Below are 14,779 nucleotides of genomic sequence, written 5' to 3'. Positions count from 1 at the left end.
AATTCGCGGGGCGAGGGAGGCCAGAAGGAAAGTTCGGCTCCCGGGAGATCACGGCATAAGCCGTCCGACCATCGCGCAGGGACGGCCGAGTGTTCGGCACCACCTGTATGCTGCTGTGCGGTTTTTCTGCGCGTGCTTTTCGCGCAGCAGACCGCGGGTGCGAGCTGGCACCCGGCCTTCCCTGCACTCTCTTGGCTCAAGAGGGTGGAGCGACCAAGCAAAGCTCGGGCGAAACCAGCCGCGAGGCTGAAGAGGCATGTCCGTAACCACACACGCACTGTCATCGCCCGCGAAGGCGGGCGATCCAGTATTCCAGAGACGGCAGTGATTGAACCGAGAAGCCGCGGCGTACTGGATTCCCCGCCTTCGCGGGGAATGACAGCGGTACTTGGAGGATGACGGCGTTGCCTCATACGCCGTCATTGCGAGCGCAGCAGAACCCCTCCGCGGAAAGATTCTGGATTGCTTCGTCGCAAGAGCTCCTCGCAATGACGCCGTGGAGAGAGAGTGCCGAAACAAAAGGCTGCAGCTTCGGTCCTGATTCGATCAGAACCGAAGCTGCAGCGATTGCCTTGTGCGCGCTTACTGCTTGATCTTCCCGTCCTTGTCGAACTGGGCGACGAAGGACCAGAGATTGTTGATCTCGGTCTCGTTCTTGACGCCGGCGAACGCCATCTTGGTGCCGGGAATCTTGGCCTTGGGATCCTTGATGTATTCCTTGAACGTGGCCTCGTCCCAGGTGATGCCGGAATTCTTGTTCGCGTCCGAATAATTGTAGCCCTCGGCGGTGCCCGACTTGCGACCGTTGAGACCGTTGAGCTCGGGACCGACCTTGTTCTTGGCGCCTTCGCCGATCGCGTGGCAGGCCAGGCATTTGTTGAACGATGTCTTGCCGGCCGCGACATCCTGCGCCATCACGGCGGGTGCGGTGGCAATCACGGTGAGGATCGTCAGTGCGCCAAAAGTCAATTTTGTCATCGGTTGCTCTTCGTCTCTTCCCTGGTGGGTCTGGCTGGTCAGTCTCTTGCCTGATCGGCAAATCGCCCAACCTGCCGGTTTTGGCAGGCCTGCGCGGCCTGGACAAGTCACCAAACCATGACAGGTTTCATGATTTCCTACTTGTCCCAGAGCGAACTCGCTTGAGATCGTCGATCCGACTTTCGGATAGCCTACCCAAACAGGCGCGGACGTGATTGATTTGCCGAGACAAATTGATCATGGGCTATGAGCCGGAAAGATAGATCATGAAGGATTCGACATGGCCATCATGATGCCTGCGAGCGACCAGGCGGTGCTTGCACGCCGCGCGGGGATCATTGCTGCGTTGCGCGCAATCGTGCCCGGCGAGGGCGTGATCGATACGCCCGCCGAGATGCGGGCCTATGAATCCGACGGCCTGACCGCCTATCGGCAGCCGCCGATGGTCGTGGTGCTGCCGGATACGACCGAGCAGGTCTCGCTCATCCTGAAATATTGTTCAGAGCAAGGCATCAAAGTGGTGCCGCGCGGCTCCGGCACATCGCTGTCAGGCGGGGCACTGCCGCTCGAAGACGGCGTGCTGCTCGGCCTCGGCAAGTTCAAGCGCATCCGCGAGATCGATTTCGACAACCGCGTCGTCGTCACCGAGCCCGGCGTCACCAATCTGGCGATCAGCCAGGCGGTTGCCCATGCCGGCTTCTACTATGCGCCCGATCCGTCCTCCCAGATTGCCTGCTCGATCGGCGGCAATGTCGCGGAAAATTCCGGCGGCGTGCACTGCCTCAAATACGGCATGACCACCAACAACGTGCTCGGTTGCGAGATCGTGCTGATGAGCGGCGAAATCCTGCGCATTGGCGGCAAGGGATGCGAGAACGCGGGCTACGACCTGATGGGCGTCATCACCGGCTCCGAAGGCCTGCTCGGCGTCATCACCGAGATCACGGTGCGCATCCTGCAGAAGCCGGAGACGGCGCGCGCGCTGATGGTTGGATTCGCGCAAGTCGAGGCCGCCGGCGAATGCGTGGCGCGCATCATCGGCGCCGGCATCATCCCCGGCGGCATGGAGATGATGGACAAGCCCGCGATCCACGCCGCGGAGGCCTTCGTCCACGCCGGCTATCCGCTCGATGTGGAGGCGCTGCTCATCATCGAGCTCGACGGTCCCAAGATCGAGGTCGACGAGCTGATCACGCGCGTCGAGGCAATCGCCAATGGCTGCGGTTCGACCACCTGCCAGATCTCGACCTCGGAGGCTGAGCGCAATCTGTTCTGGGCCGGCCGCAAAGCTGCATTCCCGGCCGTCGGCCGGATCTCGCCCGATTATCTCTGCATGGACGGCACGATTCCCCGCGGCGCGCTGCCGAAGGCGCTGGCGCGCATCCGCGAGCTCGGCGAAAAATACCAGCTCGGCTGCGCCAACGTGTTCCACGCCGGCGATGGCAATCTGCACCCGCTGATCCTCTACGATGCCAACAAGCCCGGCGAGATCGAGCGCGCCGAGGCCTTCGGCGCCGACATCCTGCGCGCCTGCGTCGAGTTCGGCGGCGTGCTCACCGGCGAGCACGGCGTCGGCATCGAGAAGCGCGACCTCATGCCGGAGATGTTCAGCGAAATCGACCTCAACCAGCAGCAGCGTTTGAAGTGCGCCTTCGACGCGCAGGGCCTGCTCAATCCCGGAAAGGTATTTCCGACCTTGCACCGCTGCGCCGAGCTCGGCCGCATGCATGTCCATGCGGGCAAGCTGGCGTTCCCTGACATCCCGCGGTTCTAGCGTCAGTCGCTGTGCCTTCACTGCAATGCGCCAAATTTGCTTTCCCTTGTAAACTTGGATACCGGCTCACTCGTGGATACGCTCAAAGTCAGAGACGCCAAAGACGTCGAAGAGGTGGTGCGCGCGGCGATTGCCAATGAGCAGCCGCTCGAGATCATCGGTCATGGCTCCAAGCGCGGCATCGGCCATGCCATGGCGACCAATGCCGTGCTCGACCTCTCCGCGCTCAATTCCGTCACCTCCTACGAGCCGAACGAGCTGATCGTCACGCTGCAGGCCGGTGCGCCGCTGCACGACGTGCTGTCGCTGATCGATGCCAAGAACCAGCAATTCGCCTTCGAGCCTGTCAACACCGCGCCGCTGCTCGGCACGCCCGCGCTTGGCACCATCGGCGGCATGATCGCGGCCGGGCTCGCCGGCCCGCGGCGCATCAGGGCGGGCGGGGCGCGCGATCACCTGCTCGGGGCGCATGCGGTCTCCGGTTTCGGCGACAGCTTCAAGACCGGCGGCAAGGTGGTGAAGAATGTCACCGGCTACGACCTCTGCAAGCTTCTCGCGGGGTCCTGGGGCACGCTGTCTGTCATGACCGAGGTCACGCTGAAGGTGATGCCCAAGCCTGAGGCCGAGCGGACGCTGCTGCTGCGCGGGTTAGATGATGCCGCCGCCAACAAGGCCATGACCGCGGCGCTCGGCTCGCCCTTCGACGTCTCCGGTGCGGCGCATCTGCCGAAATCGGCGTTCCGGGCCAAGACCGAGGGGTTTGGCGATCTCGAAGCGGAGGGCGAGGCGCTGACCGTGCTGCGGCTCGAGGGCATTACCGCTTCCGCCGCCCACCGCGCCGGATCGCTGCGCGAATTGCTGGCGCCGTTCGGAAACGCGACGCTGGTCGAGGACGTGGCCTCTGCGGCGCTGTGGGCGACGATACGTGACGTGCTGCCGTTCGCGGCCAGCGGCGCGCTCGGCGCCTGGCCGGTCTGGCGCATCGTCTGCCCGCCGGCCTCGGGCGGCACGCTCGGCGAGCAATTGGCACGCGAGACGGGGGGCGATGTGATCTACGATTGGGGCGGCGGCCTGATCTGGGCGGCGCTACCGCCGAAGTCTGACGCGCATGCCCCGGCCGTGCGCGCGCGTGCGAACGCGGTCGGAGGGCACGCCACGCTGATCCGGGCGGCCGAGGATGTCAGGCGGGATGTCGACGTATTTCATCCGCAGGCGCCAGGTATTGCAGCACTGAGCGAGCGGGTGCGCGCCAGTTTCGATCCAAAGACCATTCTCAACCGCGGACGTTTGAGGCGGGGCGCTGGGGCATGAAGACCGAATTCTCACTGGCGCAGCTCGCCGACCCCGATGTCGCGGAAGCCGACAAGATCCTGCGCGCCTGCGTCCATTGCGGCTTCTGCACCGCAACCTGTCCGACCTATGTGCTGCTCGGCGACGAACTCGATAGCCCGCGCGGCCGCATCTATCTGATCAAGGAGATGCTGGAGAAAGACCAGGCGCCGACGGCCGAGGTGGTCAAGCATATCGACCGCTGCCTGTCGTGCCTGGCCTGTATGACGACCTGCCCCTCGGGGGTGAACTACATGCATCTCGTCGACCAGGCCCGGGTCAGGATCGAGCAGCGCTATCAGCGGCCGCTCACCGAGCGGCTGCTGCGCCAGGTGCTGGCCTTCGTGCTGCCGGACCCGCAGCGTTTTCGCGTGAGCATGGTCCTGGCGCGGCTGGCCCGCCCGCTTGCCGTGTTCCTGCCGACGCCTCGTCCCTCGGCCACGCCGGGCCTGATCCAGCGCCTCAAGGCGATGCTCGCGCTGGCCCCACACCGGCTGCCATCGCCGGGCCCCGCCGGCGGCAGCGTGTTCGCGGCGCTGGGCAAGAAGCGCGGCCGGGTCGCGCTGCTGCAGGGCTGCGCCCAGCAGGTGCTGGCGCCGCGCATCAACCAGGCTGCCATCAGTCTTCTCACCCGCCACGGCATCGAGGTTGTCCTGGTCCGGGACGAGCAGTGCTGCGGCGCGCTGACCCATCACCTCGGCAACGACCAGGATGCATTGGCGCGGGCGCGGGCCAATGTCGCGGCCTGGCGGAAGGAAGTGGCCGGCGAGGGGCTCGACGCTATCCTCGTGACCACATCCGGCTGCGGCACGGTGATCAAGGACTATGGCTATTTGCTGCGCGAGGATGCTGCGTTCGCCGCCGACGCGGCGAAGATGTCCGCGCTCGCCAAGGACATCACCGAATACATCGCCGGCCTCGGACTCGAACCGACCGCGCGGCAGGACAACATCGTCGTCGCCTATCACTCAGCATGTTCGTTGCAGCACGGACAGAAAATCACGACCCTTCCGAAAGAATTGCTTTCCAAGAATGGATTCGTGGTGAAAGATGTGCCGGAGAGCCATTTGTGTTGCGGTTCGGCGGGGACCTACAACATTCTCCAGCCCGAGCTTGCGGGCCGGTTGCGCGATCGCAAGGTCGCCAACATCGCGAGCGTCAAGCCGGACATGATTGCCGCGGGCAATATCGGCTGCATGGTGCAGATTGCCAGTGGCACGTCAGTTCCGGTCGTACACACGATTGAGCTTCTCGATTGGGCTACGGGCGGGTCGCGGCCGGCATTGAACGCGCAAGTTTGAGCTTTCGAAGGCCAAGCTTTTGTCCGGAGGTGACGGCAGAACGAACGCCCGATCGACCATTGTTTGGCGGCAACAGGAGGACCACGATGGCGAAAGCGAAAAAGAAGAAAAGCAAGAAGGCCAAAAAGGCGAAGAAGGCTGTAGCGGCGAAGAAATCCGCCAAGAAGGCAGCCAAGAAGTCCGCGAAGAAGTCCGCGAAGAAGTCTGCGAAAAAATCGGCCAAGAAGTCGGCCAAGAAAGCTTCGAAAAAGGCCGCGCCGAAAAAGGCCGCCAAGAAGGCCGTGAAGGCAACGGCCAAGAAGGCTGCACCGAAGAAGGCCGCGAAGAAGGCGGCACCGAAGAAGGCGAAGGCAGCTCCCGCGCCGAAGCCATCAGCACCGGCGGCAGCTCCGGCCCCCGAGCCGGCAGCCGAGACAAGTTGGGCGATGCCTTCGTCTTCTGCGGAAGCGGCACCGGCTGAGGGGCAAAGCTAGGTCCTACCCGGCGTCCGCGATCGACAACAGGAAGGCCGCTGCGGTGACGCTGCGGCCTTTTTGCATCGCTCAAGTCCCGCCGGAAGCGGTCCCTTTCCCGCCCCTGTCTGATTCGTAGCCCGGCCGCCACGCGGCCCGCCGACCCCGTACTTGCACGGTCCCTCCGTGCACTTTGGAATACAAATAATGTGATCGAGAAGACACACAGGCTGACAACCTTTCTTGGAATTGTCAAAACGCCCAAAAAGTCGGCAGATGCCCGTGATTTTTGCTTCACGGCCCACATCCCTCAATCCAGATTGTCGCAGTAACGCAATTTTGCACGCAGGTCGTTCGCCCGGGGGGCTTCCGGGATCCGACTGGTAAGAGCTTGGCGATGGGGATCGAAATGAAAAAAGTGGCTTTGTTGGCAACGGCGCTGGCAATCGTGACGACGGGTTCGGCTTTCGCGGCAGACTTGCGCGTGAAGGCATTGAAGGCCCCGCCGCCGGCGGCCTTCGATCCCTGGGATATCGCCTTCGGCGGCGCGGTCATGAGCGACTACATCTTCCGCGGCATCACCCAGTCGAACCACAAGCCGTCGGTCTCGGCCTATTTCGAGCCGCGCTACAACGTCACCAAGGACCTCCAGCTCTATGTCGGCGTCGCCGGTGAGAGCATCTCCTTCCCGAACCGTGCCGCCGCCGAGATCGACATCTACGGCGGTATCCGCCCGACCTTCGGTGCGTTCGCCTTCGACATCGGCGTCTGGGGTTATCTGTATCCGGGTGGGACCTGCTATTACGGCGCCCCGATCGACACCGCCGGCAACCCGCTCAGCGCGCAGTGCGCCGCGAACGCCCTGCTCAACGGCAACGTGATGAAGAAGGACGTCAGCTTCTTCGAAGTCTACGGCAAGGTGAATTACACCATCAACGACAATTGGAGCGTTGGCCTCAACGAGTACTACACGCCGAGCTTCCTGAACTCCGGTGCGTGGGGCGATTACGTCTCGATCACCGCCAAGTGGACGGCACCCAGCACGACGTTCGGTGCGAGCGGCGTCGGCATGTACGTCTCGGGCGAATTCGGCCGCCAGTTCCTGGGCACGTCCGACTCGTTCTACGGCACGGGCATCGCCGCGCCGGGCTTCGCCGGTCCGTTCCCGAACGGCATCAAGTACGCCGACTACAACACCTGGAATATCGGCGTCGGCTTCACCTACAAGGTCTTCACGCTCGACCTGCGTTACTCCGACACCGACCTGTCGAAGGCGAACTGCAACGCGTTCACCAGCGACTACACGGCAGTCGCCAACGGCAGCTTCAGCAACATCAATCCGACCGGCGTCGGCTCCAACTGGTGCGGCGCGGCCGGCATCGCCAAGCTCTCTTTCGACCTGACGGCGATGACCAACCTGAAGTAAGTTTCCTCCCGAGACATCTACGAGGGCGGCAGAGCAATCTGCCGCCCTTTTGCTTGGGGGGCGCGAGTGCTCGGCCATCGTGGGCTCGAGACGCCCGCCTGCCTCTCAGCGCGCCGCGGTCGGCTCCACCCGGGCCGGCTCGCCGGTTTTGCCGAGGACGTGGATCTCGCCGTCCTCCACCAACGCCACCTTGCGGGTATGGAAGGCATCCAGCGTCGAGCGGTGGCCGATCGAGACGATGGTGGCCTGTGGCAGCTTCTCCGTCAGCAGCCGATAGAGCCGGTCCTCGGACGGCTCGTCCAGCGAGGCGGTCGCTTCGTCGAGGAATAGATGGTCGGGCCCGTGCAGCAGGGCACGAGCAAGTCCAAGGCGTTGCTGTTCGCCAAGCGACAATGTCCGGTTCCAGTGACCGTGCTCGCCGAGCCGGTCCGCCAGCCGCTTCATGCCGACTGCAATCAAGGCGTCGCGAATCTTCTCGGGCGGGATGGAGCCGTGCTCGGCCGGGTAGATGACGGCGTCGGCCAGCGGGCCGATTGGGAAATACGGCCGCTGCGGCAGCATCATCAGCTTCGACTTCTCGGGAATGGCGACCGTGCCGGTGCCGAACGGCCAGACGCCCGCAATGGCCCGGAACAGTGTCGACTTGCCCGAGCCCGACGGGCCGGTCACAAGCACCCGCTCCGACGGCTGGATCGTGAAGGCATCGGCCGCGACCAGAGGCTCGCCGTTCGGCAGTCTGACCAGCAATTGCTCGAGCGCGATGGCCTTGCCGTTCGACGGTGTGACGTCGATGGTCGGTTCGAGCGCCGCGCCGTGGGCGGAACTGACCGACATCTCGAAGCCATCGAGGCGGGCGATCACAGCGCGCCACTCGGCGAGCGAACGATAGGCGGTGACGAAGAAGGACAGCGCATCCTGCACGCTGCCGAACGCCGAGCCGGTCTGCATCATGTCGCCGAGCTGGATGCGCTTGGCGAAGTAGGCCGGCGCCACCACCACATAGGGAAAGATCGTTGCAGCCTGACCGTAGCTTGCCGTGAACGCGGTCAGGCGCTTGGTCCGGCTCATGATCTCATACCAATTGCCGATGACGAAGCCGAAGCGCCGCAGGAGATATCCTCGCTCCGCGTTCTCACCTTTCAATAGGGCGATCTGCTCGGAATTTTCGCGCACGCGGATCAGGTTGAAGCGGAAGTCGGCCTCAAAGCGTTGCTGCTCGAAATTGAGATTGATGAGCGGGGCGCCGATCCAGTGCGTCAGCCCGGTCCCCAGGATCGCGTAGACCAGCGCGCACCAGACCAGAAAACCGGGGATGAGGATATCGGTGCCGTAGATGTACAAGGGGGCCTTGTAGGACAGACCCCAGAGGATGACGACGAACGAGGCCAGCGTCACGATGGACGACAAAAGGCCAAGGCCGATGGTCAGCGTCTGTTCGACGAAATTCTTGACGTCCTCGGTGATGCGCTGGTCCGGATTGTCCGCGGCGTCGCCCTTGAGCTGCATGCGGTAATGCGTGGCGCCTTCGAGCCATTCGCCGAGATAATGTTGCGTCAGCCATTGCCGCCAGCGGATCTGGAGCCATTGGTTCAGATAGAGCTTGTAGACGGCCAGTGCGACGAAGGTGAAGGCAAGGCCAAGGAAGATCCAGACCTCCTTGACGAACTCGGGCAGATCGTAGGCCTGCAGCGCGCTGTAGAACCGGTTCTGCCATTGATTGAGGAGCACATTGATCGCGACCAGCACCAGCTCCATCGCGACGACGACGGCGAGCAGGCCGCGGCCGACCCATTTGTCCTCCGACCGGAAATAGGGGGCGGCGATTCGCCAAACGATCGCGAGCGTGGCGCTAATATTCTTCACAGAGCAGAGTCTCCTCGGGAAATGTGCATAAATGCCCTTAGCCAAGAACTTGAAGCCATGGCGGAAAGCGGCGCGCTTAGACTAAAGTCGCAAGTTCTGTAATTTGCGTTGTCTTGTCGCACCCTGCAACCCTAGCATGGCGTTCGACGGCGCGGGGTGGGGGTGCTCCGGGATTTCGCGAGCTTGTGAGCGGACGGGAACCGCTGCAATCGCGAGGCATTCGCGTCCAACCCGGGGCTTATCGCTTCCAGCGTCAAGCAGGATCGGCTCTCCACGCGGGCCGTCTGCCGCAAATATGCGTGGGGGAGGAAGATCATGTGGAATCAAGTCTATGATCCGCTGCACAGCCCGGTGCTGTCGACGATTGCGGCGGCAGTGCCGGTCGTCACGCTGCTGGTCCTGATCGCGAGCGGCCGCGTCCAGGCGCATATCGCGGCGATCATCGCCGTGATCGTCGCCAATCTGATCACGATCTTCGTCTTCACGATGCCGGCGAACATGTCGATCCGCGCCTCGGTGCTGGGCATCGTGACCGGCTTCTTTCCGATCGGCTGGATCGTCCTCAACGTCATCTTCCTCTATCAGGTGACGGTGAGCACGGGACGCTTCGAATTGCTCAAGCGCGCCGTCGGCGGCGTCACCGAGGACCGGCGGCTGCAATTGCTGCTGATCGCGTTCTCCTTCGGCGCGTTCTTCGAGGGCGCCTCGGGCTTCGGCACGCCGGTCGCCATCACCGGCGCCGTGCTGATCGGCCTCGGCTTCTCGCCGCTCGCAGCCTCCGGCCTGTCGCTGATCGCCAACACGGCGCCGGTCGCCTATGGTGCGCTGGGCACGCCGATCCAGGGCCTGGCTTCGGTCACCGGGCTCGATCCCTACATCCTCGGTGCGATGGTCGGCCGGCAATTGCCGTTCTTCTCGCTGATCGTGCCGTTCTGGGTGGTGTGGGCGTTCGCGGGCTGGAAGGGCATGAAGGATGTCTGGCCGGCGATCCTCGTCACCGGCGTGTCGTTTGCGGTCCCGCAATTCGTGATCTCCAACTTCATCAATCCCTGGATCGTCGACATCGGTGCGTCGCTGATCTCGATGGGCGCGCTGATCCTGTTCCTGAAGGTCTGGCAGCCCAGGCAGCTCTGGCTGTCGCCGGCGCTGCGCGGCAATGACGAATCGGCCGCCACCATGGCCGCGGCAAAACCACTCGACAAGACGCCGCTGACGCAGAGCGAGATGTTCAGCGCGCTGCTGCCGTGGATCATCGTCTGCATCGTGATGCTGATCTGGGGCAACGGCGCCTTCAAGTCCTGGGCGAATTCGATCTTCGTCTGGAACTATCCGGTGCCGGAGCTGCACCAGATGATCAACAAGATGCCGCCGGTCGCGCCAGCGCCGACCAAAGAGAGCGCGGTGTTCGGCTTCACCTATCTGTCGTTCACCGGCACGGGCATGCTGATCGCGGCCATCATCTCAGGCTTCCTGATGGGCGTCGGTCCCGGCAAGCTCATGACCGAGTACGGCCGCACCATCCGGCTGTGCGCGATCTCGCTGATCACGATCTCGGCGATGCTGGCGATCGGCACCCTGACGCGACTCTCCGGCGTCGACGCGACGCTCGGCCTCGCCTTCGCCGCAACCGGCGTGCTCTATCCCTTCTTCGGGACGCTGCTGGGCTGGCTGGGCGTGGCGCTGACGGGATCGGACACCGCCTCGAACGTGCTGTTCGGCAATCTGCAGAAGATCACATCCGAGCAACTCGGCTTGTCGCCGGTCCTGATGGCTGCGGCAAACTCGTCCGGCGGCGTGATGGGCAAGATGATCGACGCGCAGTCGATCGTGGTCGCCTCCACGGCCACCAACTGGTACGGCCACGAGGGCACGATCCTGCGCTTCGTGTTCTGGCATTCGATCGTGCTGGCCTGCCTCGTCGGTGTGCTCGTGACGTTGCAGGCCTATGTCTGGCCGTTCACGGCGCTGGTCCTGAAATAGCAGGCCACGCCCGGCTTCGGTGCAAATCCCCGCGAGGTTCGCCCTCGCGGGGATTTTTGCATCCGATGTGAGCGAACCTTCTCAATGGCGCCGCCGTCTTATAAAAAGGTGCGGCAAATCAGGTCGGTCGAGAGGTCTCATGGTTTCGCTCAAGCGGTTGGTGTGTGCGGCGGTTGCAATGCTCGCGATGTCCACGCTCGCGCGTGCCGAGGACGGTTTTCCGTTCGGCACCGAGATGACGCTGGAAGCACTGCCGCAGCCCGGCTCCAAGCGGATTCCGAACATCGAGATCGGCGACCATGGCGAGGTCGTGCTCGAGCTCTGGTGCAAGGGCGGCAAGGGCCAGTTCTCCGTCGCCGGCAACACCGTGATCTTCGTTCCCGGTCACATCCAGGATCGTTCCTGTCCGCCGGCGAGGGCGCAGGCCGACGACGAGCTCGTGGCCGCGCTCGGCAGCGTCGAGACCTGGAAGCGCCAGGGCGACGTGCTGACGCTGATCGGCCCGAAGTCGCTGCGCTTTCGCACGACGGGGAATTGACCATTAGGTCATTCCGGGGCGCGCGATGCGCGAACCCGGAATCTCGAAATTGTAGCGCGAGATTCCGGGTTCGACGCTGACGCGTCGCCCCGGAATGACTACGTCACTTCCACACCGACTTGTCGGCATCCCAGCGCTGACCCCTAAGCTCCTTGGTGAGCGCCTCGATCGAACCGTTGTCGTCGGGCTGCTCGCCTTCCTCGTCGACGGATGCGTCATCGGAGAGATTGAGCTTGGCGCCGCTGCTCTCGTCGGCAGTCGTCGTCGCGGGGCTGCCGATCCAGAGCATGAGCTTGTCGGTCGTGCCGGGCTTGTCGGGCGAGACGAGCCCTGCGACCTCGATCGTGTCGGTGAGCTCGAGCGCGGGGAAATCCTGGTTCGGCCGCTTGAAGACCAGCTTCAGCTTGCCCGTGGCGGGATTGAAGCTTTGCGAGACCGGCTTTGCCGCCAATGTTCGGCTCAAAACGTTCGAGACGGCGGCCGCGAGCTTGTTGCGGCTGATCTTGTCGCCCTCGCGCCAGTCGGCCGCGGCGAAGCGGATGGTGCGGTCCATTTCGGTCATGCCCGCGGTCCAGCCTGCGGCGGTGACGCCCGGCATCGCCTTGAATTTCGCCAGCAGCGCGCCGGCGCGCTCGGGATCGACCGACATGTTGATGGTCTGCTCGCCGGCGCGCAGCGCATCGCAGCCGACGTTGAGGCTCGCCAGCGTCACCTCGACCTCCTGGCCCCTCAGGCTCTTCAGGAAGTCGGTCGCCGCATCGAGCTTGACCTTGACCGCGATCGCCTCCGGCGAGACGTCGGTGAAATCCTTCGGCTGCGGCATGATGCCGTCGTCGGAGGTCTGGTTGTCCTGAAATTCCTTCTCGCTGAGGTCGGAATTGTCGGGTGAGGTCACCTCGGTCACCACCTGGCCAATGCTGATCTGGCCGCGGAATTCGAAGCTATCCCCGGCCTGCTTGCGCAGCAGCTTGACGCTGACAGGAGCCTTCTCGCTCATGCTCTGCGTGGTGCCCGTCAGCGTTTGGCCGGCAACCTGGAGATTGACGACGAAGCGGTCCTTGCGGTCGGAATTCTTTGCGACGGGATAGCAGACGTCGAGCACGGCCGCCGTGACCGTCTTGCCCTGACGCGTCTCCTTGAGGATCACATCGGCATTGCCGTCCATGAGCCCGTCGATCGAGGTGAAATAGCGTGTCTCCACGCCCCCGGGCGCCGTGGCCTTGGGTGACAGCTTCATCTGGGCGGAGGCGACCTCCGGCGAAGCTGCGAGCAGAACCGCCAACAGGGCTGTCGAACAAACCAGAAGCGCACGCATCGATGAAACCTCGCGCAATCGAATCGGCGCGCCACCGTAGTGGGTTTTGGCCGTCGGTTGAATCGGAAAGCTGAAGGCAGGGTCTGCAAAAAAGAAGGCCGCCCGGAGGCGGCCTTCGCAACATTGTAATGAAAGGATCGGCTTAGAAGCCGCCCATGCCGCCGCCGGCGGGCATGGCGGGCGCGGCTTCCTTCTTCGGCGTCTCGGCGACCATGGCCTCGGTGGTGACCAGCAGGCCGGCCACGGAGGAGGCGTCCTGCAGCGCGGTGCGCACCACCTTGGCGGGATCGATGATGCCCTTCTCGACCATGTCGACATAGTCCTCGGTCTGGGCGTCGAAGCCGAAGGTCTCGGACTTGTTCTCCAGGATCTTGCCGACCACGATCGAGCCTTCCACGCCCGCGTTCTCGGAGATCTGACGGATCGGGGCTTCCAGCGCCTTCAGCACGATGTTGATGCCGGCCTGGACGTCGGCATTGGCGTTGGTGAGACGGCCCACGGCCTTCTTGGCGCGGAGCAGCGCGACGCCGCCGCCGGGGACGATGCCTTCCTGCACCGCGGCGCGGGTGGCGTTGAGGGCGTCCTCGACGCGGTCCTTCTTCTCCTTGACCTCGATCTCGGTCGCGCCGCCGACGCGGATCACCGCGACGCCGCCCGCGAGCTTGGCCAGGCGCTCCTGGAGCTTCTCACGGTCGTAGTCCGAGGTGGTTTCCTCGATCTGGGCCTTGATCTGGCCGACGCGGGCCTCGATCTCCGGCTTCTTGCCGGCGCCCTTGACGATCGTGGTGTTCTCCTTGTCGATCACGACCTTGCCGGCGCGGCCCAGCATCTTCACCGTGACGTTCTCGAGCTTCATGCCGAGGTCCTCGGAGATGAGCTGGCCACCGGTCAGGATCGCGAGATCCTCGAGCATGGCCTTGCGGCGATCGCCGAAGCCAGGCGCCTTGACGGCTGCGACCTTGAGGCCGCCACGCAGACGGTTGACGACCAGGGTGGCCAGCGCCTCGCCCTCGACGTCCTCCGCGATGATGACGAGCGGCTTGCCAGACTGCACCACCGCTTCCAGCACCGGCAGCATGGCCTGCAGGCCCGAGAGCTTCTTCTCGTGCAGGAGGATGTAGGCGTCCTCGAGCTCGGCGGTCATCTTCTCGGGGTTGGTGACGAAGTAGGGGCTGAGATAGCCGCGGTCGAACTTCATGCCCTCGACGATGTCGACTTCGGTGTCGAGCGACTTGTTCTCTTCGACGGTGATGACGCCCTCATTGCCGACCTTCTGCATCGCCTGAGCGATCATCTTGCCGATGGCGGCATCGCCGTTGGCCGAGATGGTGCCGACCTGGGCGACCTCGGAGGAGGCCGCGACCGGCTTGGCGCGCTTCTCGATGTCCTTGACGACGGCGGCCACCGCGCTGTCGATACCGCGCTTGAGGTCCATCGGGTTCATGCCGGCGGCAACCGCCTTGGCGCCTTCGCGCACGATAGCCTGGGCCAGCACGGTCGCGGTGGTGGTGCCGTCGCCGGCGAGGTCGTTGGTCTTGGAGGCGACCTCACGCACCATCTGGGCGCCCATGTTCTCGAACTTGTCCTCGAGCTCGATCTCCTTGGCGACGGTGACGCCGTCCTTGGTGATGCGGGGCGCGCCGAACGACTTCTCGATGACGACGTTGCGGCCCTTCGGGCCCAGCGTCACCTTGACGGCATTGGCGAGAATGTCGACGCCGCGCAGCATGCGATCGCGCGCGTCTCCGGAAAACTTGACCTCTTTGGCAGCCATATTCTGCAATCCCTCTGGTTTCGTGATGTGTCTATCGCTCGCCTCGTCG

Annotated in this window: 11 protein-coding genes; 7 read left to right on the top strand and 4 right to left on the bottom strand. The window is 64.0% G+C overall.

What is annotated here, in order from left to right; translation table 11 throughout:
- Window positions 1-582: 582 nt before the first annotated feature.
- Window positions 583-978, bottom strand: coding sequence for a cytochrome c-550 CycA (cycA, locus tag IVB26_RS33625; protein WP_247969266.1), 396 nt, complete (start codon window positions 976-978; stop codon window positions 583-585).
- A 280-nt stretch (window positions 979-1,258) separates the two neighbouring features.
- Here cycA and IVB26_RS33620 point away from each other — a divergent pair, with 280 nt between their 5' ends.
- From IVB26_RS33620 to IVB26_RS33600, 5 genes are all read left to right on the top strand, one after another.
- A complete protein-coding gene (locus IVB26_RS33620) occupies window positions 1,259-2,752 on the top strand; it encodes an FAD-linked oxidase C-terminal domain-containing protein (RefSeq protein ID WP_247969265.1) in 1,494 nt (497 codons plus the stop codon).
- Window positions 2,753-2,824: 72 nt separating this feature from the next.
- On the top strand, window positions 2,825-4,063 hold the full coding sequence (locus IVB26_RS33615) for an FAD-binding protein (protein WP_247969264.1): 1,239 nt from the start codon (window positions 2,825-2,827) through the stop codon (window positions 4,061-4,063).
- The gene (gene glcF / locus IVB26_RS33610; protein WP_247969263.1) at window positions 4,060-5,382 is read left to right on the top strand and encodes a glycolate oxidase subunit GlcF; all 1,323 of its coding nucleotides are present in this window, start codon (window positions 4,060-4,062) and stop codon (window positions 5,380-5,382) included. Before IVB26_RS33615 ends, glcF begins: the two co-directional genes overlap by 4 nt.
- Before the next feature lie 19 nt (window positions 5,383-5,401).
- Entirely contained in the window at window positions 5,402-5,842 is a 441-nt protein-coding gene (locus IVB26_RS33605) for a hypothetical protein (RefSeq protein WP_247969262.1), read from the top strand.
- A gap of 401 nt (window positions 5,843-6,243) precedes the next feature.
- Window positions 6,244-7,260 carry a TorF family putative porin gene (locus tag IVB26_RS33600; RefSeq protein ID WP_247969261.1) on the top strand — a complete coding sequence of 339 codons (1,017 nt, stop codon included), beginning with the start codon at window positions 6,244-6,246 and terminating at the stop codon, window positions 7,258-7,260.
- Between the two features lie 105 nt (window positions 7,261-7,365).
- On the opposite strand, the gene IVB26_RS33595 is transcribed toward IVB26_RS33600, so the two are convergent.
- The gene (locus IVB26_RS33595) at window positions 7,366-9,123 is read right to left on the bottom strand and encodes an ABC transporter ATP-binding protein/permease (protein WP_247969260.1); all 1,758 of its coding nucleotides are present in this window, start codon (window positions 9,121-9,123) and stop codon (window positions 7,366-7,368) included.
- Window positions 9,124-9,438: 315 nt separating this feature from the next.
- On the opposite strand from IVB26_RS33595, the gene IVB26_RS33590 reads away from it, so the two are divergent.
- Both IVB26_RS33590 and IVB26_RS33585 read left to right on the top strand, forming a co-directional pair.
- Window positions 9,439-11,103 (top strand): L-lactate permease, encoded by a 1,665-nt coding sequence (locus IVB26_RS33590; RefSeq protein ID WP_247969259.1) that lies wholly within the window; start codon window positions 9,439-9,441, stop codon window positions 11,101-11,103.
- Between the two features lie 139 nt (window positions 11,104-11,242).
- Window positions 11,243-11,641: an META domain-containing protein gene (locus IVB26_RS33585; RefSeq protein ID WP_247969258.1), complete on the top strand. Its 399-nt coding sequence runs from the start codon at window positions 11,243-11,245 to the stop codon at window positions 11,639-11,641.
- A gap of 103 nt (window positions 11,642-11,744) precedes the next feature.
- On the opposite strand, the gene IVB26_RS33580 is transcribed toward IVB26_RS33585, so the two are convergent.
- On the bottom strand, window positions 11,745-12,956 hold the full coding sequence (locus IVB26_RS33580; RefSeq protein ID WP_247969257.1) for a hypothetical protein: 1,212 nt from the start codon (window positions 12,954-12,956) through the stop codon (window positions 11,745-11,747).
- A gap of 142 nt (window positions 12,957-13,098) precedes the next feature.
- Complete coding sequence (groL, locus tag IVB26_RS33575; protein ID WP_247969256.1) at window positions 13,099-14,730, bottom strand: chaperonin GroEL; 1,632 nt, start codon at window positions 14,728-14,730, stop codon at window positions 13,099-13,101.
- Window positions 14,731-14,779 lie beyond the last annotated feature (49 nt).

Source organism: Bradyrhizobium sp. 195 (assembly GCF_023101665.1).
In the GTDB taxonomy this organism is placed as follows: domain Bacteria; phylum Pseudomonadota; class Alphaproteobacteria; order Rhizobiales; family Xanthobacteraceae; genus Bradyrhizobium.
This window is presented reverse-complemented; position numbering and strand designations above follow the sequence as displayed.

Bases quoted from the DNA above. Each gene is read 5' to 3' on its own strand.
- cycA (WP_247969266.1), bottom strand. From the start codon at position 978: ATGACAAAATTGACTTTTGGCGCACTGACGATCCTCACCGTGATTGCC.
- IVB26_RS33620 (WP_247969265.1), top strand. From the start codon at position 1,259: ATGGCCATCATGATGCCTGCGAGCGACCAGGCGGTGCTTGCACGCCGC.
- glcF (WP_247969263.1), top strand. From the start codon at position 4,060: ATGAAGACCGAATTCTCACTGGCGCAGCTCGCCGACCCCGATGTCGCG.
- IVB26_RS33600 (WP_247969261.1), top strand. From the start codon at position 6,244: ATGAAAAAAGTGGCTTTGTTGGCAACGGCGCTGGCAATCGTGACGACG.
- IVB26_RS33590 (WP_247969259.1), top strand. From the start codon at position 9,439: ATGTGGAATCAAGTCTATGATCCGCTGCACAGCCCGGTGCTGTCGACG.
- IVB26_RS33585 (WP_247969258.1), top strand. From the start codon at position 11,243: ATGGTTTCGCTCAAGCGGTTGGTGTGTGCGGCGGTTGCAATGCTCGCG.
- IVB26_RS33580 (WP_247969257.1), bottom strand. From the start codon at position 12,956: ATGCGTGCGCTTCTGGTTTGTTCGACAGCCCTGTTGGCGGTTCTGCTC.
- groL (WP_247969256.1), bottom strand. From the start codon at position 14,730: ATGGCTGCCAAAGAGGTCAAGTTTTCCGGAGACGCGCGCGATCGCATG.